The sequence below is a fragment of the Pseudoxanthomonas yeongjuensis genome, from assembly GCF_010093345.1.
Classification (GTDB): domain Bacteria; phylum Pseudomonadota; class Gammaproteobacteria; order Xanthomonadales; family Xanthomonadaceae; genus Pseudoxanthomonas_A; species Pseudoxanthomonas_A yeongjuensis.
The window spans coordinates 336,184-361,590 of sequence record NZ_PDWT01000002.1 but is presented as its reverse complement, the minus strand read 5'-3'; the positions used below and the strand labels follow the sequence as shown (position 1 = coordinate 361,590).

Genomic DNA, 25,407 nt, shown 5'->3' with positions numbered 1-25,407 from the left:
GCGCTTCCGGCCCCTCACCCGGCCCGTACCTCTCTTGCGATCTCCTCCAGAACCGCATCGGTGTCGCGCAACACCTCATCGTCCCAGAATCGGAGAACCCGATACCCCAATTTCTCCAGATACAAGGTGCGCAACTCGTCGGCATGCTGTTGTTGTGGTTCAAGGCGTTGGCTGCCGTCCAGCTCGATGATCAGACCGATTTCGAGACACACGAAATCCAGATAGAACGGTCCGACCCTGTGCTGCCGACGGAACTTGCATTCGTGCAGCCGGCGGCCCCTGAGGCACTGCCAGATCAATAATTCCGCATCCGTCTGCTGGCGATGCAACGCCCTTTCCGTGCTGTGGTCCTGTTTTCCGCGCATGACTGCTCTCCTTGGCCGATGTTGGCAAGGCTAGGCCACCGGATTAAGGTCGGCTATCGGGAAAACTCGCGCGCGACTGTAGGTGCATACCCCTCACCCAGTCTGCTGGCCACCTACCCCCCCGCAGTGGGGCTGCATCGTTTGTCCGTAGGAGCGACGCAAGTCGCGAAGGCATTTCTTTTGTTTCGCGACTGACGTCGCTCCTACGGGCAGGTCAGCCTTGCAACTCGCGCAGCGTCACCGACGGCGGCGCATCCAGCACCCGCCGCGTGGCGTACAGTCCCGCTACCAGCGCGGCCAGCATGCCGAGTCCGCCGCCGATGGCGGCCAGCGACCAGTTCGGCTTCCATGGCAGGTCGAACACCTGCTCGGCGATCACCCCGGACAACACCGAAGCGGCGATCGCCGCGACCAGGCCGGACAGCAGGCCGATGGCCGCGAATTCCGATGCCTGCGCCAGGCGCAATTGACGGCGGCTGCCGCCGAGCACGCGCATCACCCCGCCTTCCAGCAGGCGTTCGTCCTGGCTGGCGCTGACCGCTGCGAGCAGGACCAGCACGCCGGCGGCGAGCGAGAACCAGAAAACCACCTGCACCACCGTCGAGACCTGGTCGGCGGTGCTGCGCACCTGCTTGAGCACCGCATCGACATCGATCACCGACAGGTTGGGGAAACGTTCGACCAGCTGCGCAGTGAAACGCCGCTGCTCCGGCGGCACGCTGACCGCAGTGATGTAGCTGGCCGGATAGCCGTCCATCGAGCCAGGCGAGGCGATGACGAAGAAGTTCGGGCGGAAGCTTTCCCAATCGACGCTGCGCAAGCTGGTTATTTTTCCCTCGAAGGGTTGACCGGCGATATCGAAGGCGACGCGGTCGCCGATCTTCCAGCCCAGTTGCTCGGCGAAGCGTTCTTCGACCGACAGTTCCGGCGTGGCCGGCGTGCGCCCGTTCCAGAACTTGCCGGCGGTGACCTTGTTGTCGTCCCGCAATGTCGCTGCAGTGGACAGGTTGAACTCGCGCTCGGCGCGGCGTTTGGCTTGTTCGTCGTTCGCATAATCGGCGCCGCTGGTCGGCTTGCCGTTGAGCGACACCAGCCGCCCACGAATCATCGGGAACAGCGTGGGCGCAGCGATCTTCTGTTCGGCCATGAACGCGTTGACATCGGCCTGCTGGTCTTCCTGCACGTTGATGATGAAACGGTTGGGCGCGTTCTCGGCCAACGACAACTGCCAGCGATCGAGCAGGTCGGTGCGCACGAAGGTGAGCAACAGCAGCGCCATCAGCCCAAGGCCCAGCGCCGACACCTGGGCCACGCTGGTACCGGCGCGACGACTGACGTTGGCCAGTCCGTAGCGCAGGCTGCCGCGCAGGCGCGAACGCAGGCGGCGCACCAGCAGGATCATCAGCCACGCCAGCAACGCCAGCACGCCCAGCGTGGCCAGGATTCCGAGCAGCATGGCCGTGCCCAAAGCCGCAGAGCCCGCCTTCCACCACAGCAAGGCGCCAAGCCCGACGAATCCGGTCAACGCGACCAGCCACGCGCTGGGCTCGGTGGGATCCAGGTCGCGGCGCAGCACGCGCAAGGCGGGCACGCGACGCAACGCCAGCACCGGCGGCGCGCCGAAGGCGAGCAGTACGATCATGCCGACGCCATAGCCCTGCAACGCCGGCAACCAACCCGCCGGTGGAATGGAGATCTTCATTTCCGCCTGCAACCAGCTGCCGATCGCCCACTGCAGGCCGAAAGCGATCGATACGCCGACCGTGCACGCGATCAGGCCCAGCAACACCAGTTCACCGACATGGATGCCGACCAGCGTGCGCTGGCTGGCGCCGAGGCAACGCATCACTGCGGTGCCGGAAAGGTGCCGCTCGCTGTGGCGGCGCGCGGCCATGGCCACCGCCACCGCGGCGAGCACGACCGAGACCAGCGCGGCGAGGCCGAGGAAGCGACCGGCACGGTCCAGCGAAGAACGTATCTCCGGGCGCGCGTCCTGGATCGTCTCCAGCCTTTGTCCGCGTGCGAGCGCGGGGCGTGCGGCGGCGGTGAAACGCTCCACCGCGGCGGCATCGCCGGCCACGATCAGGCGATAGCCGAGGCGGCTGCCTTCCTGCACCAGTCCGGTCGCAGGCAGGTCGCCGAGATTGAGGAACGCCTTGGGCGCGACGTTGAAATAGTCCAGTGACGCATCCGGCTCCTGCACCACCAGGGCGACCAGGCGCAGCTTCGAATCGCCGATGCCGATCATGTCGCCGACCTTGGCATCCAGGGTTTCGGCACCAGCCTGGGTCATCCATAACGTGCCGGGCGCGGGAATGCCCCGGGCGTCATGTTCAACGCTACCCGGCCGGTCGATGAGGCGGAAAGCGCCGCGCAACGGAAAGCCTTCACCCAGCGCGCGCAGGTCGCCGAGGCGAAGCTGCTCGCCGGCGCGGATCATGCTGTCCAGGCTCAGGGTCTCCGCGCGGCGCAGTCCCTCGGCATTAGCCGCCTCGCGGATGGCGCCGGTGATCGGCGCATCGCCGCGCACCACCACGTCGCCGCCGAGCAGGCGGTTGGCCTCGATGGCCAGTGCGCGCTCGGCGCGGTCGGTGACGAAGCCGACCGCGGTGACCGCGACCACCGCCAGCACCAACGCGGCGAACAGGATGCGGATGTCGCCCGCGGCCACGTCGCGCAGCAGTTGCCGCCACGCCATGCGCAGCGTCTTCATGCAACCGCGCCTTCGCCGCGGCCTTCCCCAACCAGCCTGCCGCTGTCCAGGCGCAGCAGGCGGCCGCAGCGTTCGGCCAGGTGTTCGTCGTGGGTGACCAGCACCAGCGTGGTGCCGGCTTCCGCATTCAAGGCGAACAGCAGTTCGATGATCGCCTGGCCGGTGTGCGTGTCGAGGTTGCCGGTGGGTTCATCGGCGAACAGCAGCGATGGCCGGGTCACGAATGCGCGCGCCAGGGCCACGCGCTGCTGCTCGCCGCCGGAAAGCTGTCGCGGATAGTGGCCGAGGCGTTCGGCCAGGCCGACTTTTTCAAGAATCTGCCGCGCCGGTGTTTCCGCATCGGCATCGCCGCGCAATTCCAGCGGCAGCATCACGTTCTCCAACGCGGTCAGCGAAGGCAGCAACTGGAAACTCTGGAACACGAAGCCGACCTTCTCGCCGCGCACGCGGGCGCGTCCGTCCTCGTCCAGTGCGGACAGAGTTTCGCCATCCAGCACCACGCTGCCGTCGCTGGGCGTGTCCAGGCCGGCGAGCAGCGACAGCAACGTGCTCTTGCCGGAACCGGACGCGCCGACGATGGCGACCGTGTCGCCATGGCCGATTTCGAAGCCGACCCCCTCGAGGATGGTCAGCTCGCCGGAAGGCAGCGACACCCGCTTGCCCAGCGTGTCGACCTGCAATGCGGGTCGCAGTTTCGGCTGCGCGACTTCAGCGCGCAGTTCGGTGGTATCGGCCATGATGGTCCTTGGATTGCATCGGAGACGTGGGATGTCATTAGCTTATGCGGGCTGGCGGGGCCGGGTTCAATGTGCCATTGGTCTTGTGCTCATGGCCTTGGCGCTGCTGGCGCCGTCGGTATCGGCCCAGACCGCGGCGGCGAAAGCCACGGCCACGGAGCCCCAACGCACCATCCTGGTGATGGGCGATTCGCTCTCCGCCGCCTATGGCCTCAGCGCATCGCAGGGCTGGGTCGCGCTGACCGCGGACCGCATCGCCAGGACCCGGCCGGGCTGGCGCGTGGTCAATGCCAGCATCAGCGGGGAAACCACCGCGGGCGGCGTGTCGCGGATCGCGGCCGAATTGAAGCGCACGCATCCTGCCGTGGTGGTGATCGAACTGGGCGCCAACGACGGGCTGCGCGGGCTGCCGCTGGCCCAGACCCGCGCCAACCTGGAACGCATGGTCAAGCTGTCGCAGGCCTCCGGGGCGAAGGTAATGCTGATCGGCATGCGCATGCCGCCGAACCTGGGCCGCGACTATACGCAAGGGTTCGAGCGGAATTTCAGCGAACTGGCGAAGTCGAACAGGACCACGTTCCTGCCGTTCCTGCTGGAACCCATCGCACTGGACCGCGCCAATTTCCAGGCGGACAACCTGCACCCCGTTGCCAGCGCGCAGCCGAAGTTGCGCGACCATGTGTGGAAGTCGCTGGCCCCGTTGCTGGAATGAGGATTCCATCGGCAACGATCCGCGATCTTCACGCATGCTTGCTGTCATCGCAACGCTAGTTTCATACAACCACAACAACGTGTTTGCCATGCTCCACAGCGTTTGATGCCTCTTCCCCCCAGGAGAAAAAAATGCGTGCCTTGTTCATCGGCGGCGTGGTCGACAACAGTGAAATGGACCTGGACGGCAACCAGCCGCCGGTGCATTACCCGGAAAACAGCGGCAGTGGCCGGCCTCGCTATCGCCTGCACCTGGTCGGGCAACGCGACGACGGCAGCATCGCCTATGCGGTCTACGGCGCGCCCGACCTGGCCGACCAGGAAGTGCAACGCGTGGCCGATGAACGTGGTTACGCAAGACGCTTCGAAGCCGCGCCGACGCCTGCAATGCGCATGCACTGACGCGCGGATCGCGTCCCCACCGCATATCGTTCCGTCTTGCGCAAGTGGCGGGAGTCAGGACCCTGATCGACCCGCAATCGACGGCATGCGCACTACCATAGGCATTCGCACCGACGCGGACAGCATCCATGAATCCATACGGCCTGGCCAGCAAGGTCAATGCCCTTCCCGGGCAACGCGAAAACCTGGTCGAAGTGCTGCTGGAGATATCGCGCCTGGTGCTCCACGGCGATGGCTGCCTGAGCCATGTGGTCAGCATCGTTCCCGACGATGACGACGCGATCTTCATCACCGAGTACTGGCTCAGCCATGACGCGCATCGCACCGTGTTCGCCCTGCCCGGCCTGTTCGAACTGATGAACCAGTGTCAGGCGCTGGCCGCGGGTTTCGAGCAGACCGAGCTGCGCCCGTTGAACAATTGAGCCGGTCCGCTGGAGCATTCCTCCCGGGGTAGGATTTTCCTTACCCGGCAACGCGGTTTCCGCCGAGTGCGCTCGCGGACTCCAACAGTCACGCTACTTCCATCCCGGGCTCGACCTGCCTGGCGGAGCGTGCCATGCAGCGTCACCTGCTCACTCTCGTATCCACCACCAGCGGATGGCTGCTGCATGAAGGCGGTCACGAGCGCTTCCGGTTCGCCCGCCACGACGAGGCCCTGGAAGCCGCCGGAATCATGGCCTCGACCCTGCACGCGCACCACGGCATTCCCACCGCCGTCATCCTCGAGGTACCGGGAAGCGATCCGGTGATGGTGCTGTCCTGCGGGTAAGCGTCGCGCACCGCGATAGTGAGGCGGGGACGCGTTATCCGCGCAGTCGATCAGGCCCGGTCCGGCAAGGGAATGCCCGCGAGCTGCCGCAACGCCTGTTCGAACAGCTCCACCGGTTGCCCACCCTGGATCAGGTGGCGATCGTTGAAGATCACCGAGGGCACCGCGGTGATGCCCTGGCTGGCGTAGAAACTTTCCTGCTGGCGTACCGCTTCGGCAAATTCGTCGGTTGCGAGTATCTGCCGCGCACGCGTGCCATCCAGGCCCGCTTCGGCGGCCAGCTGCGCCAGTGTGTCCGCGGAAGAAACATCCTCGCCTTCGGTGAAATAAGCGCGCAGCAACGCATGCTTGAGCGCGAGCTGGCGTTCCTGCCCTTCCAGACCGGCCCAGTGCAGCAGGCGGTGCGCGTCGAAGGTGTTGTAGACGTGGCGGCGCCGGTCCATGCGGAACTCGAAGCCCAGGGCCGCGCCGCGTGCGCGGATCGCTTCGCCGTTCTGCGCCGCCTGTTCGGCGCTGATCCCGTATTTGCGGGTCAGGTGCTCGACCGCGTCCTCGCCTTCGGCCGGCATCTGCGGGTTCAGCTCGAACGGTTGGAAATGCAATTCGACCTGCAGCTCTTCGCCGACACGCGACATCGCCTCTTCCAGTGACTTCAATCCCACCGCGCACCAGGGGCAGGCGACATCGGAAACGAAATCGATCTTGATCGGAACGGACATGGAAACAGCACCCGGAATCTGGCGGCATTGCCGCGACAGCCTCTACATTGGGGCCGAAACGCACGGATCAATCGCGGCCCGACTGCGGGCTCGGCTGAATACGGTCAAGGACCTGGTGGCCGCTGCCGCCACGGCCTGCGTTTATCAGGACGATGGCGTGTCCTGCCTGGCAGGCGATGCCCCGATGCCACAAGCGTCCTCGTCGTCGCTTGCGCATCACACCGGGAGGGGCGGTCCAGGCCGCCCCTCCTTTTTCATATGCGCCCGTGTCCCGTGGGCCATACGCGAGACGATCGCTGTCATGAAACTGGCATGCCGCCTGCGTAACTTCATTGTCACCAGACCGACTTGAAGGCCGGATCCCGGTTCCGCATGCTGTTTCCCGTCACCGAGACCCCTTCCTTCAACTCCCTGCAATGTCTGGTCTGGGCCTTTGCCTTTTCGGCGGACGGCAGCGCCCACGGCCTGGACGTGGAAAAGCTCGATGCCGGGGAACTGGCCGAAGCGCGCCGTGACCATGCCTGGCTATGGCTGCATTTCAACAGCAGCGATGCGCGCACCACCCAGGCCATCGCCCAGCTCGGCCTGCCCGAAGCCGCGGGCGAAGCATTGTTGTCGCACGACACCCACGTCAGCCTGCAACTGGAAGGCGAGACGGCTTTCGGCGTGTTCGTGGACTGGCGCCACGAGCGCGGCAGCGACCATAGCCGGCAATCGTTCGCGCGCAGCGACAAGCAGGTGGGCTGGCTGCATTTCGCCCTGGACGACGGCCTGGTCGTCACTTCCCGGCGCCAGGCCCTGCGCTCGGTGGAACAGGTCCGCCAGCACCTGTGCGCCGGCGTGCGTTTCGATTCGGCTGCCGAAGTCCTTGAGGCGATCGTCGAGCAGTTCGCCGCCTCGGTGGCCCATGCCACCCTGGAACTGGGCGAGGAACTGGACCATATCGAGGACCGCGTGCTCGCCGACCGGATCGGCGAGGAACGCCGCGACCTGGCCCTGCTACGGCGCCAGGCCGTGCACATGCACCGGCCATTAAGCGCGTTGCGGCGGGTGTTGAGGCAGTTCGAGCAGCGCTACGCCATGCAAGCCAACCATGCCTTGCTGCCCGCCGCGTCGCGGCTTTCGCAACGCTTCGATGAACTGGACAGCGACGTGGCCACCCTGCACGAACGCGCGCGCCTGTTGCAGGACGAAGTGGCGGCCAAACTGGCCGAACAGACCAACCGCCACCTGTTCGTGCTGTCGGTAGTCACCGCGTTGCTGTTGCCGCCCACCCTGATCGTCGGCGCATTCGGCATGAACATGGGCAACCTGCCGTTGATGCACAGCCCGCACGGCTTCGGCATCGCTGTCGGGCTATGCCTGGCCTCGAGCGTCATCGTGTACCTGTTGCTGCGCAGGTTCGGCGTCGGTCGCGAGTAAACGGATGAAGCGCTTTACCCAGCATGCTTACCCGGCTTGCGTATTCATTCTCCGGGCAGGCTGTACTCGAAGTCGTAATAGTGCCGGCCATCCTCGATGCGGATGCCGAGCGTACCGGCGAGGCCCTTGAGCTGGCCGGTGCCAGTATCGGGCACCACCTCGATCACCAGGCTTTGCGCCTCCTTCGTCATCACGCCCTTGTGCACCAGCGCGAAACTGCCTCCGCGCCCATGCAGGCTTCCGCTGACGCGCTCGATGGCGACATAGGCTGCGGATGTCGGCACATCGCTGCGCGCGGCCAGCATCTCGCCCCTGCCGCTGGCTTCCAGGTCGCCGCTGAAACGCTTGTCCAGCGACATCCGGCCCAGGCTGGAGCCTTCGGCAACGTCGCCCTCGCCCTGCGGCTGCATTGTCACTTCGAAGGTACCGGTGGCGTGTCGGGTCATGGCAGTTCTCGACGGCATGGAAATGGGCATGGGAATGAAGGCATGGAAACATGGTCCTCGCGCCCCCATCTGAGGTCAACGGACAGGCGCCCGTGTTCGCACCCGGCGAATGCGCCGTCGCACACACTATCGACCTTCCGCCACCGGAGCCCCGCCATGAGCGCTTTCGACCTGACCCCGCCCAGCCCCGCCCAACGCCAGCCGCTGATCGACGGCCTCGGCGACGATGAGCGCCGCGTGCTGCTGGAACACGGCACCGAAGCCGCGTTCTGCGGCGTATTCCTCGACAACAAGCTGGAGGGCGTCTACACCTGCCGCCTATGCGGGTTGCCGTTGTTCCGTTCCAGCGCCAAGTTCGATTCCGGCACCGGCTGGCCGAGCTTCTTCCAGCCTTACGACGACTCGCACGTGAAGACGATCCGCGACACCAGCTACGGCATGATCCGCACCGAGATCGTATGCGCGCGTTGCGACAGCCACCTGGGCCATGTGTTCCCGGACGGCCCGCCCCCGACCGGCGAACGCCATTGCCTCAACTCGGTGTCGCTGGGTTTCGTGGAGCAGGGCCAACCGCTGCCGGATCCGCTGCAGCGGGGCGGCGCGGAAGCGGGCGTAGCCGATTGAAGATCGCAGTGCCGGCCTCATGAATACCCAGCAACCGGGAATGCGACGATCCCGCCGCTTGCCGCGTAATGCAGGTTCGCGGGAGCAGAATCAGGCTCCCGCCCTCACATGTTCCCGCCCCCACCGGAGACCCGTCATGAAACTCGCTCCCCCGCTCTCAGGCACCGTGTTCGCAGGCATCGTGCTGGCCCTGCTGGTCGCTGGCCCGGTCGCCGCCAAGCCGCGCAATGTCACCGATGCCGATGCGCCGCGCAGCCTTCCCGCCGAAGGCCCGGTCAGCGTCGACTGGACCGACCCGGCGCAGTTCACCGACATCCGCTACAGCGGCAACCGCTGGGAAGCCGAGCGCGGCAACTGGGTCGAGCAGCTGGCCCAATACCTGCAGAAAAGCGCGCTGAAGCAACTGCCGCAGGGCGAAAGCCTGCAGGTGACCATCACCGACATCAAGCGTGCGGGCAGCTACGAGCCCTGGCACGGAGCCAACCTGCGCGACACCCGCATCATCCGCGACCTGTATCCGCCGCGCATGACCCTGACCTTCAAGCGGCTCGATGCGCGGGGCGAGGTGATCGAACAGGGCGAGCGCAAGCTCAGCGACACCGCCTTCCTCACCGGCTCGACCCGCTTCGGCGACAGCGATCCGCTGCGTTACGAGAAGAGCATGCTCGACGACTGGCTCAAGCGCGAATTCAAGCCGGACGCCTCGCTGAGCGCGCGTTGAGGATCGTTGCGGGCAGGGGGCGGCAGTAGTCCGCCATCGCATTCCCGCTGCGATCCGGGAGCGGAGCGGCTATCCTTCATAGATGTCCCTGCGCACCGTTTCCGCCACCCGCTACGTCACCCCGCTGCGCGAAGGCGGCTCGATGCCCGCGGTGGTCGAAGCCGACGATGACGGCATGTACGTGCTCAAGTTCCGCGGCGCCGGCCAGGGCGCCAAGGCGCTGGTCGCCGAACTGGTCGCGGGCGGGATCGCACAGGCGCTGGGATTGCCGATTCCCGAGATCGTGCTGATGGAACTGGATCCGGAGCTGGCGCGCACCGAGCCCGACCCGGAAATCCAGCACCTGATACGCGCCAGCGAAGGCCTCAACCTGGCCCTGGACTATCTGCCGGGCGCGGTCAATTTCGATCCGGTCGCCGAACGGCCGGACGGGGAACTCGCCTCCCGCATCGTCTGGTTCGACGCCTACGTCAGCAATGTCGATCGCACTGCCCGCAACACCAACCTGCTGATGTGGCATCGCCGTCTGTATCTGATCGACCATGGCGCGGCGCTGTATTTCCAGCATGGCTGGGACGGCGGCAACGCCAACGCGGGCAATCCGTTCGCCCGAATCAAGGACCACGTGCTGCTGCCTTGGGCCGATGCGCTGCCCGAGGCCGACCGGGCGCTGTCGGAGAAGCTCGATCGCAGCCTCCTGGAGGGCATCGTGGCCCAGGTCCCGGACAGCTGGCTGCAGGCCGCCGATGCCTTCGCCGATCCGGCGACGATGCGCGCGGCCTACACCGACTACCTGGTGCGACGCCTCGAACAGCGCCAGGCCTTCGTGCAGGAGGCGATCGATGCACGCCAATGACTCCGCCTCCCTCGTCCCGCATGCGAACCACTACGACTACGCGGTGATCCGGGTGGTGCCGCGGGTGGAGCGCGAGGAATTCGTCAACGTCGGCGTCATCCTGTCGTGCGAAGCGTCGCGCTACCTCGAAGCCCGGATCGAGCTGGATGAGGGTCGCGTGCTGGCGCTGGCCCCCGACCTGGACATGGAATCGCTGCGTCGGCACCTGCAGACCCTTCCTGCCATCTGCCGCGGTGGCGCCGATGCCGGCCCCATCGGCCTGCTGCCGCAGCGCGCGCGGTTCCACTGGCTCACCGCCAAGCGCAGCTCCATCATCCAGACCTCGCCCGTGCATACCGGCAAGTGCGGCGACATGCCCGCGACCATGGAGCATCTGTTGCAGCGGATGGTGCGGATCGCGCGCTGATCGCACGCCCAAGACGCTGCCCGCGTGGCGCTCAATCGGTTCAGCCACGCACTCGCATGTCTTTAACGATTCCTTTCACACAATCGCCGCTCACTTCAATGCGTCAGCCGGAACCACGCTTCTGGGGTTTCGGCGCGCAAGCACGAGGGAGCCGCAGCATGAACCAGAAGCTCAAGTCCGGCTCGGCGGAGCTGGAAGCCGCTTTTATCGACTGGATAAGGAAGAACGCCTACAACCCCGGCGAGGCGATCGACCATTTCATGGAGAAATCCGAATACGTGCTCAACGCCATCGGTACGGTGGTGGAACATGGCCGCAGGAAGATCGCCGAGCACACCCGTCAGCACCTGCTCCGCCTGTCCGAGGACACGGTGTTCACCGCGCAGTTCCCGATGGTCTACGCCTGCAGGAACCTGGAGGACAAGGACATGCGCTACACCATCGCCCTGACCATCGGCGAGAAGGAAGCCGAATGGGTGGGCAAGGTGTGGGCCGACGGCGAATACCTGGGCGAAGTGCATGGCAACGGCAGCGGCCCCAGGGCCAACTACATCGAACTGGCGCGCATGCATATCGAATCGCACATCCGCTGTGCGGGCAAATTCAAGCCGCGCCTGCGCAGGAGCTGACCGCGCCATTACGCAGAATTCCGTAGGAGCGGGCCTTGCCCGCGATGGCCTGCAGGTCCGAGCTTGCCCGGATGCTCTTGATCTTCGGGAAAAGCATCCAAGCAAGCTCGGGCGGGATGTTGTAGGAGCGCCCCTTGGGCGCGATGCCCTTCGGCTCGCATCCACGATCCCGACGAAGAGCATCGCGGGCAAGGCCCGCTCCTACGGCTCAGAACGAATCGCTGCCCGGGCGCAGTTCGATGTTCAGCGCCAGCGCCACCAGGCGCATCGCCTCGTCGTCGCGGCTCGAGGTGATCCAGCCGCCGAAGTTGTCGCTGCCGGTATCCCAGGTCCACAGGGTGTAACCGCGTTCGCGCAGGCGGTCGTAGGCGGTGGCCATCAATGCCGGGATGTCGGTGTTGTCGTGGAACTCCTCGTCGGAAGGATCGCCGCCCCAGTCGATGTCCAGGTTCCAGCGCCGCACCAGTTCGGCCACGCTGTCGATGAAGGATTCGGCATCCTTCCAGTCGACGAAGAAGCCGGAGGTCCAGTCGATCGCGTCCTTCAGCAGCCACACCGGTTCGACGTCCCCGCCCGCTTCGGCCATGGCCTCGCGGTAGTGCGAGAACTGGCGCAACGCGGTTTCCTCGTCGCCGGGATTGACCAGCAGCAGGAGTTGCCAGGCCAGCGCCTCGGTGGTCAGTTCGTCGGCATCCTCGATATCCTCGATATCCTCGGGATCGGCTTCGTGGTCGCCGTAGTCGGCTTCGTTGTCGGGCATGGTCGTGCGGTATGCGGGAATGGTCCGGGTGCCGATAGTGGCGCCTTGCGGGCGGCTTGGAAAGCGTTTCCTCATCCGGTCGCTCGTGAATCCCGGCGGCTCCGGTCGCGGATCTCCGGCAATTGTGGAAAACTCGGCGCATGACCGTTTACGTCGATGATGCGGTGACCTGGTGGCGCGGCCAGCGCTGGGCGCACCTGATGGCCGACACGCTCGAAGAATTGCATGCGATGGCCGCGCAACTGGGAATGCCGCGGCGCGCGTTCCAGGACAAGCCCAGCGGCGCGCACTACGATGTCACTATCGAATTGCGCGAACAGGCGTTGCAGCTGGGCGCCACCGCCATCTCGCGCCATGCCGATCGCGAACGGATGCGCGCGGTGATCCGCAACGCGCGCGCGCAGGCTACCCCTCGCGAAGACTGAGCGGCGTCCTAGGCGCCAAGCGCCTGGCTGGGGATCAGCCGGCGCAGTGGTTGCCGCTGGCCATAGGTCAGGCAGCGCCACACCCACTCCATAGGCCCGAAGCGGAAACGCGCCAGCCACCAGTGGCTGGCCAGTATCTGCAGTCCGTAGATCGCGAGCCACGCCAGTAGCCAACCCGCCACGCCCCAGCGCGGCCCGATGCCCAGCCCCAGCCCATAGAAGAGAACAATGCCCAGCACGCTCTGCATCAGGTAATGGGTGAGCGCCATGCGCCCCATCGGCACGAGCACGCGCATCCGCGCTTGCCAGGCGGGTTGCAGGAACAGCAAGGCGAATCCGGCCGCATAGGCGATGCCCAGCGCAAGCGGCCCGGCGCGCAGCAGCATGCGGATCACGAGCTTGCTCGGTTCGCTGTCGAGCCACGCGATCTGTTCGCGCAGGCCCGCCTGGGTGAACTGCAATACCGTCATCGCAACGCCCACCGTCAGGCCTCCCCAGAACAGCCGCGCGATCAATGCCCGGTGCTGCAGTGGTTGCTGCAACAAGCCGCGCCGCCCGGCCCAGTAGCCAAGCAGGAAGCGACCGAGCACGAAGCACAGCAGCGCCCAGTTGGAGACCCGCGCCCAGCTGGCCATGTTCAGGTTGCCGCGCAAGGCGGTCGATGGCGATGGCGACGAAAAGGCCTGCAGGGCGCCGGCATAGGCTTCAGCCTGCTTCGGCCAATCCGACAGCACTTCCCGCATGTACGGCGAAAGCAGGGGCGGCACTACCAATGCGAACGCCAGACCGCAGGCCAGCAGCATCCGGTCCGGGACGTGGCGGAAGCATGCCAACAGCAGTCCGACCACCGCGTAAGTCAGCAGGATGTCGCCCCACCACACGAACCAGCTGTGCAGCAGCCCGATCAGCAGCAGGATCAACAGGCGCCGAACGAATCGCGCCAGCCCGCCACTGGCCTGGGCACGCTCCATCTGCAGCGAAAAACCCAGTCCGAACAGCAGCGAGAACAGGGTGATGAACTTGATGTTCACCAACAGCTCCATGGCCTGCAGCGCCAGCGCATCGAAGCGCGCGGAAGGCAGCGCAGCGCGTGCCGGATCGGGCAGGAATTCATACAGGGTGAACGAGGCCAGGTTGACCATGAGCACGCCGCCCAACGCAAAACCGCGCAGGGCGTCGATCAGGTCGTGGCGTTCGTGGACGGGGGCGGCGGGGTTGGGAGCGCGGGCGGAATCGATCATCCGGCAAGACTAAACCAGCGAGGGCGTTTATCCTCCCGTCCCTGTCCCTCCTTCCGCAGAACCGCCATGTCCGACACTCCTCCCGACCATCTCGCCATCAATCCCGCCAGCCCGTTCCATGACGCCTCCGCCATCGACCGCGGCGTGGGCGTGCGCTTCAACGGCGTGGAGCGCGACAACGTCGAGGAATACAGCGTCAGCGAAGGCTGGATCCGGGTGCAGGTCGGCAAATCCAAGGATCGCCGCGGCAACCCGATGACGATCAAGGTCAAGGGCGAAGTGGTGGCCTATTACCGCGATCCCACCTGAAACCGGGCGCCACGCGCGCGCCTCATTTCGCCCTGGCGCCGCCGAGGTGCACGGAAAGGAAGGCCAGCAGGCGCGTGTAGTACTCGCGCCGATGCGGTTCGGTGAAGAAGCCGTGGCCTTCGCTCTTGAAGTACAGCGATTCGACCGGAACGCCAGCTTCCTTCAGCGCCTTCTCCATCCTGCGGGTGTGCTCCACCGGCGCCCGCTCGTCCTGGCCACCGGCGGCGAGGAACACCGGCGCTTCGATGCGGCCGGCCAGGTTCACTGGTGAGACGTCGGCCAGGGCAGCGCGATCGCCCAGCCACTCACTGGTCCAGGTTCTCCAGGAACGGCTGTGCGAGGCGTCGTCCTTGTGCATCTTCTCCAGGTCGTACACGCCCACGTAGCCGACTGCGCAGGCATACAGGGAAGATTCTTTCGCAACGCCCATCACCGCGGCATAGCCCCCATAGCTGGCGCCGTAGATGCAGATCCGCGCCGGGTCGGCGATCTGCTCCTTGATCGCCCAGCGGGTGGCGTCGGTCAGGTCGTCCTGCATGGTCCTGCCCCATTGCCGCGCGCCGGCGTTCATGTAATCGCGGCCGTAGTTGCCCGAGCCGCGGAAGTTCAGCCGCAGCACGGCATAGCCGGCATCGGCGAGCATCTGGCTGTCGTCGTCGAATCCCCATTCGTCGAAGACCCCGAATGGGCCGCCATGCGCCAGGACCACCAGCGGCAACTGTTTCTCCTTGCCCATCGGCAGGGTCAGGTAACCATGCAGCTTCATGCCGTCGCGCGCGGTCACCTCGATCGCGCGCGATGCCGGCACCTTGGCCGGGTCGAACCACTCGCGGCGGCTGTACAGCAGGTCCGCGCTGTTCCTGACCGTATCGAACAGGTAGAAGTCGCCGTTGTTGCGATCGCTCCAGACCTGCAGCAAGGCAAGGCGTCCGTCGCGGGTGGTCGAGGTCACCGCCACCGCCTGGCCGGGAAAGGCTTTCTCCAGGCTGCGGTACAGGCGCGCGGTCGGCGAAGCTTCATCGAAGAAGCGGCTGCGGACCCCGTCGCTCATGAACCACGCACCCGCCGGTTCGTGCGAATCCAGGCGTTCGATCACCGCCCACGGGTCGGCGATGGGATCGCGGATGAGCTGGGTGCGCGTATCGGTCGCGGGGTCGTAGGCGAAGATCGCATCCGGCCCACCGGGCATTTCAGCCAACAGGTAAGCCGTCCTGCCATCCTGGGAAAAGCCCAATGCGTTGACCACCACGTCGGTCTTGGCCTGGTCATTTACCAGGCGCCAGTCCTGTCCGCGGGCTTCGCGGTAATACAGCTTGCTGACATTGTCGTAACCGGAGCCGCGGGCGAATCGCACTTCTCCCGCGCTGTCGACGGCGAAGGAAGCATTGCGCACCGGCGCGGTGGCCACCGTGGTCCGGCGCCGGTTGTAGATATCCATCTTGTCGACGTAGGTCTGCGGGTCGGTCGTCAGGCGCATCGCCGACACCAGGATGTTGCGTTCGTCGCCGGCCAGCGGATCGATCATGAACACCGCCGGGTCCGCGACCATGCGGATGGTGCCGACATTGACCGTGTCATTGACGCCGTTGGGGCTGGCCAGCAGCATTCCCTTGCTGCCGTCGACGTTGACCGCGTGCAGTTCGCCGGTGGCGAACGGCGCGTCCTGCGTGCCCAGGCGCTGCGCCATCGACACCACCACGCGTTCGTCGTTGGCCCACCAGAAATCGTCCACCAGCGAATGCTCGCCGCCCATGGCCTTGGCGGTGACGGTCTTGTCCGCGCGGCGCATGATCGCCAGCACGGTGCGGTCCTCGAGCGGGATGGTCACCGCCAGGTATTCGCCGGTCGGCGAGATCTTGATCCGCTCGTAGGTATCGCGCTTCAGGTAGGCGTCCAGGTCCACCTGGGCGAGCGCCGGCGCACAAACGCCGCAGGCCAGCAACAGGATCATTGCTTTCGATATCCGCATGCCTTCCTCCCCAGGATTGCTGCGCTACAGAGTACGGGAAACCATCAGCTTCTGAATTTCATGCCGACGCTGGAAATCCACCGCCTCACAGGGCAGCATTTCTTCCCCAGTTCGATTTCTTCCCCGGCTCGCCAGGGAGCCTCTGGATAATCCTCCCTTTTCGCTCATTGCACAAAGCAGGAAAAGCAGAGGCCTTTAGGCACGGATCAGAGCGGAAAAGACCGATACGGCATTTGCTTTATCCGTGGGTTCCGCTCTGATCCGTGTCCAAGAAAAGCTGTGGGACACCGCCCTAGGCCGTTGCGGGCGCCGGCAGGTCGCTGACCACCAGCCGGTCGCGGCCGGCGCGCTTGGCTTCGTACAGTGCGATATCGGTGCGGCGCAGGTGCTGGTCCATGGGCTCGGCGGGCTGCCGGTGGGCGACGCCGGCGCTGACCGTGACCTTGAACGCGGCCACTTCCCGTTCGAATTCACCGCGCACCTCCCGCACCAGCTCTTCGACCTGCACCGGCGTGCGTCCGGCGAACAGGACCACGAATTCCTCGCCGCCCAGACGCGCGCTGATGCATTCGCGGTCCGTGCGCGCGCGCAGGATCCTGCCCAGCGCCTGCAGCACTTGGTCGCCGGCGTCGTGGCCGTGGGTGTCGTTGACCACCTTGAAATGATCGATGTCGAAGAACGCGAAGCTCAACGCCCGCGCGGATTCGTGGGCCGACATGTAGGTCGCGGCGGCCTCCCGGTTCCAGCCTTCGCGGTTGATCAACCCGGTCAGCCCGTCGGTGACCGCCTGCAGGCGCAACCGGTTGCGCATCTGGAACGCGGCGATGGCGAAATCCATGCGATAGCCCTTCAACATCAGGCCGAAACAGATCGTGGTGGCTGTGTACAGCCAGTACAGCGCCGAACCGGTCGCTGGCGCGCCGTGCATCAACACCCGCGCCGCGGCCAGTCCCACCATGACCGCGATCACGCACAACGCCCCCGGCCGTCGCGCCAACAGCGCCAGCAGCGCGATCGGCAGCAACTGGAACAGGCTGTTGCGGATCGCCAGCTGGCCGGTCTCCCCCGGCGTCGGCAGGGACAGGAACACCCCCACCAGCAGCGTGCCCACCAGGCTCAGGGCCAATTGCATGCGCCAGTCTTCGGCCTGGCCGATGGCGAAGGCGCAGACACCGGTGCCGAGTGCGGCCAGCAAGGTCATCCACCACGGGTAGCCGATCCCCGGGGCAAGTCCGGACCACTCGAACAGGCCGGCCATCATCAGGATCACGGCGCCGCTGAAAACCACGCCGCCGATGATCGGCCGGGTCACCACGACCTGCAGTTCGACCAACTGGCGGCGTTCGACCGGGCTCATTCCCTGCAGGGAACGCCCGACCCAGGCGCGCGGCAGCATCTGCACCAGGAAGCTCGAGGACGCTCGCCTGTGCTTTGGATCGCTTGGTTTCATGCCTGGCCGGACCCCGTATCGACGGCCCTGCACCCGCCTGGCCAGCGCCTATTACAACCCAAACGGGGCGAAAACGGATGGCCAGCCGACCCTGGCGGCCACGGCCAGGCTCAGACCTTGAGCTTCCAGCCGGTGCGGAAGATCCACCAGACCACCCCCAGGCACAGCACCAGGAAGCCGAGGATCGCGGCCAGGCTGATGCCGACGTTGACGTCGGCCACGCCGTAGAAACTCCAGCGAAAACCGCTGATCAGGTACACCACCGGATTGAACAGGGTGATCTTCTGCCACACCGGCGACAGCATGTTGATCGAATAGAACGCGCCGCCCAGGAAGGTCAGCGGGGTCACGATCATCAGCGGGATCACCTGCAGTTTCTGGAAGTCGTCGGCCCACAGGCCGATGATGAAACCGAACAGGCTGAAGGTGACCGCGGTCAGCAGCAGGAAGCACAGCATCCACAACGGGTGCGCGATCTCGTAAGGCACGAAGAGGCGCGCGGTGGCCAGGATCAGCACGCCCAGGATCAGCGACTTGGTCGCCGCCGCGCCGACATAGCCGAGCACCACTTCGATGTACGACACCGGCGCCGACAGCAACTCGTAGATGGTGCCCGCCCACTTCGGCATGTAGATGCCGAACGAGGCGTTGGAGATGCTCTCGTTCAACAGCGACAGCATGATCAGCCCGGGGATGATGAAGGCGCCGTAGCTGATCCCGTCGATGGCGCCCATGCGCGAGCCTATCGCCGCGCCGAAGACCACGAAATACAGCGACGTGGACAGCACCGGTGAGGCGATGGACTGGGTGATGGTGCGGAACGTACGCGCCATCTCGAAGCGGTAGATCGCGCGGATCGCGTGCCAGTTCATGCGGACCTCGCAAGGAAAATTAGATCGTCATCCCCGCGCAGGCGGGGATCGCTCCACAACGGCGCGCAGCGCTGGTCATCCAGTGTCTTGTCGCTTTCTAAGAGCAAAGTCGCTGGGTCCCCGCCTGCGCGGGGATGACGAGCAAATGCAAAACGGCTCATGCTCCTGCCCCATTTTTTCCACCATGCACCAGGCTCACGAAAATCTCCTCCAGCGAGCTCTCGCTGGAATGCAGGTCCTTGAAGTCGATGCCCAGCTCGCCCAGACGCTTGAGCAGCGCGGCGATGCCGGTTTCCTCCTTCTGCGCGTCGAAGGTATAGACCAGGGCGTGGCCTTCATCGGCCAACTCCAGCGGCAGCGAGGACAGTTCCGCCGGAATCGCGCCCAGCGGATTCTGCAACTGCAGGGTCAACTGCTTCTTGCCCAGCTTGCGCATCAGCACCTGCTTGTCCTCGACCAGGATCAGCTCGCCCTTGCTGATCACGCCGATGCGGTCGGCCATTTCCTCGGCCTCCTCGATGTAGTGCGTGGTCAGGATGATGGTGACGCCGCTCGCGCGCAGGTTGCGGACCATCTGCCACATGTCGCGGCGCAGCTCGACGTCGACGCCCGCGGTGGGTTCGTCCAGGAACAGGATGCTCGGCTCGTGCGAGAGCGCCTTGGCGATCAGCACGCGGCGTTTCATGCCGCCGGACAGGGTCATGATCTTGCTGTCCTTCTTGTCCCACAGCGACAGGTCGCGCAGGATCTTTTCCAGGTACTTCGCGTCCGGCGGCTTGCCGAACAGGCCGCGGCTGAACTTGACCGTCGCCCACACCGTCTCGAACGCGTCGGTGGACAGTTCCTGCGGCACCAGTCCGATCTTGCCGCGCGCGGCGCGGTAGTCGCGCACGATGTCGTGGCCGTCGGCGAGCACCGTGCCGCTGCTGGGGTTGACGATGCCGCAGACGATGCTGATCAGGGTGGTCTTGCCCGCGCCATTGGGCCCGAGCAGGGCCAGGATCTCGCCCTTGCGGATCTCCAGGTCCACGGACTTCAACGCCTGGAACCCGGAGGCGTAGGTCTTGCTGAGCTTGCTGATGGAGACGATCGAGGACACGCGGATCCCGGGACTGGCGGATGTTGACGACGGATCGTACCGGAACTCCCGTCGCGCCAGTGTCCCGTCCCCGGGAATATGAATCCCTGTCGGCCCGGTCCTTGACCCCGCCCGCATTCGCCGGTACTTGTTGCCACCTTGCCCCTGCCTGGACGCCCGCGATGCAATTCCTGCTGCTGATCTACAACGATGGCTCGCTGCTGGAAGCGATGCCGGCCGGCGAGTTCGACCGCACCATGAAGGATTGCATCGTCCACGCCGACGAACTGCGCGCCGATGGCAAGCTGCTGGAATCGCAGCAGCTCGAAGCGCCCGCCACCGCGAAAACCGTGCGCATCCGCAACGGCCGCACCACGGTCGTCGACGGACCGTTCGCCGAAACCAAGGAAATGCTTGGCGGTTTCAACCTGATCGAAGCCGCGGACATGGACGAAGCGGTGCGCATCGCCGGCGAATTTCCGTGGACGAAAACCGGCAGCGTGGAAGTCAGGCCCATACGCGACTTCGAAGCCGTGCGCAGGCGCGTGGGTGCTTGATGCGCCGGTCATGCCGGAACGGTCGGGGATGAAGCGATAACCCGTCGCCACGCCGGTCCGGTCCCGCGATTCAATCGTGATCGCGGCGCCGTGGCTTCGCTCGCAAACGATCCGATCCGCCGAAGAACAGGCGCCTGAGCGCGGCTTCGATCTCGCGCCCGAGCCTGGTCAGGCTCATTCGCTTGCACCGACCGGCGCCTGCGCTTCGGTCGACGGTTGCCCCACCGATGACGCCTCCACTGCCTGCGCTTGCATTGGCGGGACCGCGGCTTGCGGAATCGCCATCGCCGCACTCTCGCCCTTGCTCGCCTCGAGGCTGCCGCGCGCGCTGGCCACCAACGACCGATCCAGCGTGGAAACCTTGCAATCGCGCGCCAGGAACAACCGGGTGACGTGGCCCTTGCGCATCTGCAACTGTGCGCCGGCCATCATCGCCTGGTTGTTGTCCTGCATCTCCTTCATCGCCTTGCGGGTCGCCTCGCCCGCCGCTTCCATGCCGCCACTACTGCGCGACAAGGCGCTGGAAGCCAGGCCTCCGGCGATGCCGCCGACTCCGGGAATCATGCTCAGCAAACTGCTGGCCATGCCCTTGGCGCGCATGCCACCCATCGCCTTCTTCTGCGCGGCCATCATGTCTTCCTGCATCTTCGCACTCACTTCCATCGGATCCATTGCCTTGGGCATCGCGGCCACACGCGCATCCAGGTAATTGGATTCCGCGTACAACTGTTCGCAGCTCGCATCGGAATCGGACATCCGCGCCGCGCTGCCCGGGTCGCCCATGGAGGAATACATCTGCGCCATGGCCGCCGGATCGATGTCCGCGGACTGGGCGCGGCATGCACCGGCGAATACCAGCATCACGGCCATGGCAAACATGGAAACGGAGATACGCGACATCGATTGCTCCAGAAGAAGGGATCGGACAAGGGAACGCCTGTCGAACCTGGATTAACGCACTTGCCGCGCGCGTGCGGACCCTTTACGAAGCCATCCGTACGATTCCGCCAAACACTGCAAGGTCGCATCCGACCGTACCCGCGCGGTCGGCCGCAGGGCGTGGCGAGTCCGCGATTCGCTCGCGGCCGGATCGCAGCGGCGACAACGGTCGCGGCTTGCGGCAGGATCGCCGGTCGGAGGTTTCCAGCTTGGAAATCCTGTTTTCCGGGTCGAAACACTGCGTTTTGCGGCGTTTCCGTCGCAATCACGCCCTTCTGCTCCGTATTGGCGCATAGTGGCGGCGGATGTCGCGTTTTGCGCCCTCCCTACCGGATGCGCAGTGCATCCGCCGCCCTGCAGGAGGGAATTGATGAAAGCGAAGAAGACCAGCGGCAAGAGCCCGGCCCCGAAGGGACCACCCGCCGGTAGCGACGGCAATCCGCACAAGCGCCTGGAAAGCGAGCGCATCGCCAACGATATCGCCGATTACGAGAAATCCGGCGGCAAGGTCGAGAAGCTGGGCGTGACCCGCGTCCTGCAGACCGTGGCCCCCGCCCAGAGCGGCGAAGTACCCAAGTCCGCACCTTCGGTGCGTCCGCGCTCGCGCTAGCGAGCGTTACCAGACGCGATCCGTGGTCTCCGCCGGATCGCGCCCGGTCTCCGTTTCCCTCCGACTTTCCTCTGCAGCTATCCGCGTGGCCGGATACTGCCGGCGATACAGCACGTACAGGTAAAGGCTGCAGGCCAGCGCGAACAAGTTGAGCGCCAGGATGAAATCCATGCCCGCGCTGAACATGCTGAACTGGAAAGAGCTGCCGACCTGGCAGGAAAGGCCGACTTTGGACGCGGTCACGTTCCACCAGATCCCGAGTTTGGCCGGCGCCCAGAACAGGTAACTGGCCACCGGCGAATGCAACTGCGGAACCTGCAGCGCCCAGAACACCAGATTCAGCGCGACGGCATGGCGATGCCCTTCCAGCATCCACAACCCCGCGGCGATTCCCAGCGCATACACGCATGCGAAACAGAACATGATCGCGATGCTGAATGGATCCAGCGGCTGGTTGGCCAGCGTCGAGGCCAGCAGCGTCAATCCGGCGCCACCGCCGATGAAGAATGCATCGGGTAATTCTTCTGGCGACGGCCTGTCCGGTCGGACGACGTTTTCTGCGTATTGATAGGCGACGGCGGACAGGATCGCCGTGCCTTGCTACCTGGAGAATTGCGATGAACCTGCGTGTCGTGTGGATGCCTGTCCTGTTCCTGGCCCTGGTCCCGGCCGCCTTCGCCCAGCAGACAGCTGCCCCTGGAGGCGCTTCTGAAAGCCTGGCCAGACAAGCGGCGCCCTGCCACCCCGGCACGCGCGGCTGCCTGGTCAAGTACAGGCACCTGCTGACCTATCCGGCGCATGCGTTGTCCTACAGCAACACCGCGTCCTTCGTGCTCCATCAGCGCGGGGTCAACTGGGTGGAGAAGAACGGCATGATGAGCTTCACCGTGCATCGGCCCGCCGACTACACCGGCGGCAGGATCAGGCTCACCTTCTTCCACCAGATCCTGGACGACAGTGCCGGCGACCTGAAGTTCAACGTCACCCCGATGACCTTCAACAGCGGCAACAACTACGAGACCTATGGCGCGGTCAGCACCAACCTGATCGCGGCGCCGGAAAACCTCGGCACATTGCTGCAGCAGTCGGTGGTGATCACTCCGGGCAACGGCTTCAGCGCGAACGGGACCTGGTGGTATTTCGACCTGGTCCGTGCCGGCACCTTCGCTGGCGGCCTGCGGATGATGTCGGTGGCGCTGGAGTACTAGCGCCACCCGCGGTAGCCGGTGGTCACATGGCTGGAATGAGGAGCGCTGCTAACATGGGTGTTCCACCCGGCTTTCCGACAGGTACCGCATGAAACTGCTCACCGCCTCTCTGCTTTCCGTCGCTATCGCGATGGCCTTGCCCGCCACGCATGCGGCCGATGCGCCCACGTTCGATCCGCAACGCCTGTCCGCCATCGTCAAGACCTTGTCCTCGGACGAATTCGAAGGCCGTGGCCCCGCCACCGCAGGCGAGACCAAAACCGTCGCCTACGTGGTCGAACAGATGAAGGCCGCGGGCCTGCAGCCTGGCGGCGACCTGAAGGACGGCAAGCGCGCCTGGACCCAGGCGGTGCCGCTGCTGCGCACCGAAATCACCGGCACGCCGGAGCTCTCCATTGCCTCCGGCGGCAAGTCGCAGGCGCTGACCCAGGGCGAGCAGATCGCGGTGCGCGCGGCGATGGACGGTTCCACTTCGGTGGACATCGCCAACGCGCCGCTCGTGTTCGTCGGCTACGGAGTCAAGGCGCCGGAGCGCGACTGGGACGACTTCAAGGGCGTCGACCTGAAGGGCAAGATCATGGTCGTGCTGATCAACGATCCGGATTTCGAAACCGGCCAGGGCGATTTCGGCGGCAAGGCGATGACCTATTACGGCCGCTGGACCTACAAGTACGAAGAAGGCGCGCGCCAGGGCGCGGCCGGCGTGCTGGTGGTGCACGAAACCGATCCGGCGTCGTACGGCTGGGCCACGGTGAAGAATTCCAACACCAACACCATGTTCGACATCGTCCGCGAAAAACCCAAGGACACCCATCCGCAACTGGAAGGCTGGATCCAGCGCGACGAAGCGGTCGCGTTGCTCAAGAACGCCGGTCTGGATTTCGATGCGTTGAAGAAACAGGCGCAGACCCGCGACTTCAAGCCGGTGGAGCTGGAGGGCGAAACCTTCTCGGCCAAATACGCGGTCGATTCCAAGGTCATCACCTCGCAGAACATCGCCGGCCGCATCGAGGGCAGCAAGCGTCCCGGTGAAACCGTGGTCTACAGCGCGCATTGGGACCACCTGGGCGTGGGCGAACCCGACGCCCAGGGCGACCGCATCTACAACGGCGCGGTCGACAACGGCACCGGCACCGCGGCGCTGATCGAACTCGCCGAAGCGTTCGCGAAAACCAAACCGGAGCGCTCGATCCTGTTCCTCAACGTCACCGCCGAGGAAAAAGGCCTGCTCGGCTCGGAGTACTACTCCTCCGCGCCGCTGTATCCGCTGGGCAAGACCGTGGCGGTATTGAACATGGATGCGCTGGATCCGCATGGTCCGGCCAGGAATTTCACCACCTCGGGCAGCGCTAAGGTCGAGCTGCTGGATGAGTTGATCGACACGGCGAAGAAATTCGACTTGGCCTACAGCACCGATCCCAAGCCCGAAGCCGGCCATTTCTTCCGCTCCGATCATTTCCCCTTCGCCAAGCGCGGCGTGCCTGCCGTGTCGTTCGGTTCCGGCGACGACCTGGTCGACGGCGGCGTGGCCGCGGGCAAGGCGATCGAGGAAGCCTACGTGAAGGACCGCTACCACCAGCCCGCCGACCAGTGGGAAGCGGACTGGACCTTCACCGGCATGGCCCGCGACCTGCAGCTGCTCTACACCGTCGGCAGCGATCTGGCCAACTCCGACCGCTGGCCGAACTGGAGCCAGGATTCCGAATTCCGCGCCGCCCGCGACGCAACCGCAGCCGACCGCAAGTAAACAAAAATTGCGGGGGTTATGGGAGTTGTGGGAGCGGCGTAAGCCGCGATGCTTTTGGACCGAATGAAACCTGATCCTTCAAAAGCATCGCGGCTTACGCCGCTTCCACAACCGCAACTCGGATAATCCCCACAAAGCGGCACTACCTTCGCTGATAGTGCCGATGCGGCCTCCGCATAAAACTGCTGGCATGCGACACGCCTCCGGCACATCGAAACCAGGCTATGCCGCCCTGCGCAAAGGGCGATGTTCTCTTGCCGGTCAGATCTACCTGGTGACCTTCATCACCTGCAATCGGCACCCCCTGTTCGCTGACCACGAATCCGCCCGCATTGCCTCACGCACCCTCAGCGATCCACGCCTGTGGCAGGACGCGCGCCTGCACGCCTGGGTGTTGATGCCCGACCACTGGCACGGTCTGATCGAACTGGGCGCGATGCATGACTTGTCCGCCGTGGTGCGGAACTTGAAATCAAACACCGCGCGCCGCATCCGTCTGGTGCATCCCGGGCTGGCAACCATCTGGGAAAAAGGATTCCAGGACCATGCGCTGAGGAAAGAAGAGGCCATGTACGCCGCCGCCCGTTACCTCGTCCTCAACCCGATCCGCGCTGGCCTGGCCAGAAGAGTCGGCGATTATCCCTACTGGAACGCCGACTGGATCTGAAGAAATGCGAGCTTGAGGGACATGATCAATGCGGGAGTTGTGGGAGCGGCGTAAG

Annotated in this window: 30 protein-coding genes; 17 read left to right on the top strand and 13 right to left on the bottom strand. The window is 65.3% G+C overall.

Annotation, left to right across the window (positions count from 1 at the left end):
- Positions 1-14: 14 nt before the first annotated feature.
- The 3 genes from CSC74_RS08765 to CSC74_RS08755 form a co-directional block, all read right to left on the bottom strand.
- A complete protein-coding gene (locus CSC74_RS08765) occupies positions 15-365 on the bottom strand; it encodes an endonuclease domain-containing protein (RefSeq protein ID WP_162314062.1) in 351 nt (116 codons plus the stop codon).
- 214 nt (positions 366-579) lie between these two features.
- Positions 580-3,078 (bottom strand): ABC transporter permease, encoded by a 2,499-nt coding sequence (locus CSC74_RS08760; RefSeq protein ID WP_162314061.1) that lies wholly within the window; start codon positions 3,076-3,078, stop codon positions 580-582.
- A complete protein-coding gene (locus CSC74_RS08755) occupies positions 3,075-3,815 on the bottom strand; it encodes an ABC transporter ATP-binding protein (RefSeq protein ID WP_162314060.1) in 741 nt (246 codons plus the stop codon). Before CSC74_RS08755 ends, CSC74_RS08760 begins: the two co-directional genes overlap by 4 nt.
- 91 nt (positions 3,816-3,906) lie before the next feature.
- Between CSC74_RS08755 and CSC74_RS08750 the strand changes: the two genes are divergently transcribed.
- The 4 genes from CSC74_RS08750 (at position 3,907) to CSC74_RS08735 (ending at position 5,697) form a co-directional block, all read left to right on the top strand.
- Positions 3,907-4,527 carry an arylesterase gene (locus CSC74_RS08750; protein WP_162314059.1) on the top strand — a complete coding sequence of 207 codons (621 nt, stop codon included), beginning with the start codon at positions 3,907-3,909 and terminating at the stop codon, positions 4,525-4,527.
- A gap of 131 nt (positions 4,528-4,658) precedes the next feature.
- Positions 4,659-4,928 carry a hypothetical protein gene (locus CSC74_RS08745; RefSeq protein ID WP_162314058.1) on the top strand — a complete coding sequence of 90 codons (270 nt, stop codon included), beginning with the start codon at positions 4,659-4,661 and terminating at the stop codon, positions 4,926-4,928.
- A gap of 128 nt (positions 4,929-5,056) precedes the next feature.
- On the top strand, positions 5,057-5,350 hold the full coding sequence (locus tag CSC74_RS08740; RefSeq protein ID WP_162314057.1) for a putative quinol monooxygenase: 294 nt from the start codon (positions 5,057-5,059) through the stop codon (positions 5,348-5,350).
- 134 nt (positions 5,351-5,484) lie between these two features.
- Complete coding sequence (locus CSC74_RS08735) at positions 5,485-5,697, top strand: hypothetical protein (RefSeq protein ID WP_162314056.1); 213 nt, start codon at positions 5,485-5,487, stop codon at positions 5,695-5,697.
- A gap of 50 nt (positions 5,698-5,747) precedes the next feature.
- Here the strand turns inward: CSC74_RS08735 and CSC74_RS08730 are convergent, their stop codons facing one another.
- Positions 5,748-6,416: a DsbA family oxidoreductase gene (locus tag CSC74_RS08730; RefSeq protein WP_162314055.1), complete on the bottom strand. Its 669-nt coding sequence runs from the start codon at positions 6,414-6,416 to the stop codon at positions 5,748-5,750.
- A gap of 372 nt (positions 6,417-6,788) precedes the next feature.
- Between CSC74_RS08730 and CSC74_RS08725 the strand changes: the two genes are divergently transcribed.
- Entirely contained in the window at positions 6,789-7,838 is a 1,050-nt protein-coding gene (locus CSC74_RS08725) for a transporter (RefSeq protein WP_162314054.1), read from the top strand.
- Positions 7,839-7,882: 44 nt separating this feature from the next.
- Here the strand turns inward: CSC74_RS08725 and CSC74_RS08720 are convergent, their stop codons facing one another.
- A complete protein-coding gene (locus CSC74_RS08720; protein ID WP_162314053.1) occupies positions 7,883-8,284 on the bottom strand; it encodes a DUF3224 domain-containing protein in 402 nt (133 codons plus the stop codon).
- Positions 8,285-8,440: 156 nt separating this feature from the next.
- On the opposite strand from CSC74_RS08720, the gene msrB reads away from it, so the two are divergent.
- From msrB to CSC74_RS08695, 5 genes are all read left to right on the top strand, one after another.
- Complete coding sequence (msrB, locus tag CSC74_RS08715; RefSeq protein ID WP_162314052.1) at positions 8,441-8,908, top strand: peptide-methionine (R)-S-oxide reductase MsrB; 468 nt, start codon at positions 8,441-8,443, stop codon at positions 8,906-8,908.
- A gap of 136 nt (positions 8,909-9,044) precedes the next feature.
- Positions 9,045-9,629, top strand: coding sequence for a DUF3016 domain-containing protein (locus tag CSC74_RS08710; RefSeq protein WP_162314051.1), 585 nt, complete (start codon positions 9,045-9,047; stop codon positions 9,627-9,629).
- 88 nt (positions 9,630-9,717) lie between these two features.
- Complete coding sequence (locus CSC74_RS08705) at positions 9,718-10,485, top strand: HipA family kinase (RefSeq protein WP_162314272.1); 768 nt, start codon at positions 9,718-9,720, stop codon at positions 10,483-10,485.
- Entirely contained in the window at positions 10,472-10,891 is a 420-nt protein-coding gene (locus CSC74_RS08700) for a DUF3037 domain-containing protein (protein WP_162314050.1), read from the top strand. Before CSC74_RS08705 ends, CSC74_RS08700 begins: the two co-directional genes overlap by 14 nt.
- A 158-nt stretch (positions 10,892-11,049) precedes the next feature.
- Complete coding sequence (locus tag CSC74_RS08695; RefSeq protein ID WP_162314049.1) at positions 11,050-11,520, top strand: hypothetical protein; 471 nt, start codon at positions 11,050-11,052, stop codon at positions 11,518-11,520.
- Positions 11,521-11,728: 208 nt separating this feature from the next.
- Here the strand turns inward: CSC74_RS08695 and CSC74_RS08690 are convergent, their stop codons facing one another.
- A complete protein-coding gene (locus CSC74_RS08690) occupies positions 11,729-12,280 on the bottom strand; it encodes a DUF6630 family protein (protein WP_162314048.1) in 552 nt (183 codons plus the stop codon).
- 140 nt (positions 12,281-12,420) lie between these two features.
- On the opposite strand from CSC74_RS08690, the gene CSC74_RS08685 reads away from it, so the two are divergent.
- Positions 12,421-12,705, top strand: coding sequence for a DUF4031 domain-containing protein (locus CSC74_RS08685; RefSeq protein WP_162314047.1), 285 nt, complete (start codon positions 12,421-12,423; stop codon positions 12,703-12,705).
- A gap of 8 nt (positions 12,706-12,713) precedes the next feature.
- On the opposite strand, the gene CSC74_RS08680 is transcribed toward CSC74_RS08685, so the two are convergent.
- Positions 12,714-13,946 carry a DUF418 domain-containing protein gene (locus CSC74_RS08680; RefSeq protein WP_162314046.1) on the bottom strand — a complete coding sequence of 411 codons (1,233 nt, stop codon included), beginning with the start codon at positions 13,944-13,946 and terminating at the stop codon, positions 12,714-12,716.
- A 66-nt stretch (positions 13,947-14,012) separates the two neighbouring features.
- Here CSC74_RS08680 and CSC74_RS08675 point away from each other — a divergent pair, with 66 nt between their 5' ends.
- The gene (locus CSC74_RS08675) at positions 14,013-14,255 is read left to right on the top strand and encodes a DUF3297 family protein (RefSeq protein ID WP_162314045.1); all 243 of its coding nucleotides are present in this window, start codon (positions 14,013-14,015) and stop codon (positions 14,253-14,255) included.
- Positions 14,256-14,277: 22 nt separating this feature from the next.
- Here CSC74_RS08675 and CSC74_RS08670 read toward each other — a convergent pair whose 3' ends face one another.
- The 4 genes from CSC74_RS08670 to CSC74_RS08655 all read right to left on the bottom strand — a co-directional run bounded on the left by CSC74_RS08670 (position 14,278) and on the right by CSC74_RS08655 (position 19,645).
- The gene (locus CSC74_RS08670; RefSeq protein ID WP_162314044.1) at positions 14,278-16,224 is read right to left on the bottom strand and encodes an alpha/beta hydrolase family protein; all 1,947 of its coding nucleotides are present in this window, start codon (positions 16,222-16,224) and stop codon (positions 14,278-14,280) included.
- A gap of 292 nt (positions 16,225-16,516) precedes the next feature.
- Entirely contained in the window at positions 16,517-17,620 is a 1,104-nt protein-coding gene (locus CSC74_RS08665) for a GGDEF domain-containing protein (RefSeq protein ID WP_246193126.1), read from the bottom strand.
- A 164-nt stretch (positions 17,621-17,784) separates the two neighbouring features.
- Positions 17,785-18,546 carry an ABC transporter permease gene (locus tag CSC74_RS08660; protein ID WP_162314042.1) on the bottom strand — a complete coding sequence of 254 codons (762 nt, stop codon included), beginning with the start codon at positions 18,544-18,546 and terminating at the stop codon, positions 17,785-17,787.
- A gap of 157 nt (positions 18,547-18,703) precedes the next feature.
- Entirely contained in the window at positions 18,704-19,645 is a 942-nt protein-coding gene (locus CSC74_RS08655) for an ABC transporter ATP-binding protein (RefSeq protein ID WP_162314041.1), read from the bottom strand.
- Between the two features lie 161 nt (positions 19,646-19,806).
- Here CSC74_RS08655 and CSC74_RS08650 point away from each other — a divergent pair, with 161 nt between their 5' ends.
- The gene (locus CSC74_RS08650) at positions 19,807-20,181 is read left to right on the top strand and encodes a YciI family protein (protein WP_162314040.1); all 375 of its coding nucleotides are present in this window, start codon (positions 19,807-19,809) and stop codon (positions 20,179-20,181) included.
- Positions 20,182-20,355: 174 nt separating this feature from the next.
- On the opposite strand, the gene CSC74_RS08645 is transcribed toward CSC74_RS08650, so the two are convergent.
- Entirely contained in the window at positions 20,356-21,081 is a 726-nt protein-coding gene (locus tag CSC74_RS08645; protein ID WP_162314039.1) for a hypothetical protein, read from the bottom strand.
- Positions 21,082-21,490: 409 nt separating this feature from the next.
- Between CSC74_RS08645 and CSC74_RS08640 the strand changes: the two genes are divergently transcribed.
- On the top strand, positions 21,491-21,730 hold the full coding sequence (locus CSC74_RS08640) for a hypothetical protein (protein ID WP_162314038.1): 240 nt from the start codon (positions 21,491-21,493) through the stop codon (positions 21,728-21,730).
- 6 nt (positions 21,731-21,736) lie between these two features.
- Here the strand turns inward: CSC74_RS08640 and CSC74_RS08635 are convergent, their stop codons facing one another.
- Complete coding sequence (locus tag CSC74_RS08635; RefSeq protein ID WP_162314037.1) at positions 21,737-22,213, bottom strand: hypothetical protein; 477 nt, start codon at positions 22,211-22,213, stop codon at positions 21,737-21,739.
- Between the two features lie 134 nt (positions 22,214-22,347).
- On the opposite strand from CSC74_RS08635, the gene CSC74_RS08630 reads away from it, so the two are divergent.
- The 3 genes from CSC74_RS08630 to CSC74_RS08620 all read left to right on the top strand — a co-directional run bounded on the left by CSC74_RS08630 (position 22,348) and on the right by CSC74_RS08620 (position 25,352).
- On the top strand, positions 22,348-22,938 hold the full coding sequence (locus CSC74_RS08630; RefSeq protein WP_162314036.1) for a hypothetical protein: 591 nt from the start codon (positions 22,348-22,350) through the stop codon (positions 22,936-22,938).
- Between the two features lie 88 nt (positions 22,939-23,026).
- A complete protein-coding gene (locus tag CSC74_RS08625; RefSeq protein WP_162314035.1) occupies positions 23,027-24,685 on the top strand; it encodes a M28 family metallopeptidase in 1,659 nt (552 codons plus the stop codon).
- Between the two features lie 163 nt (positions 24,686-24,848).
- On the top strand, positions 24,849-25,352 hold the full coding sequence (locus CSC74_RS08620; protein WP_425501445.1) for an REP-associated tyrosine transposase: 504 nt from the start codon (positions 24,849-24,851) through the stop codon (positions 25,350-25,352).
- Positions 25,353-25,407 lie beyond the last annotated feature (55 nt).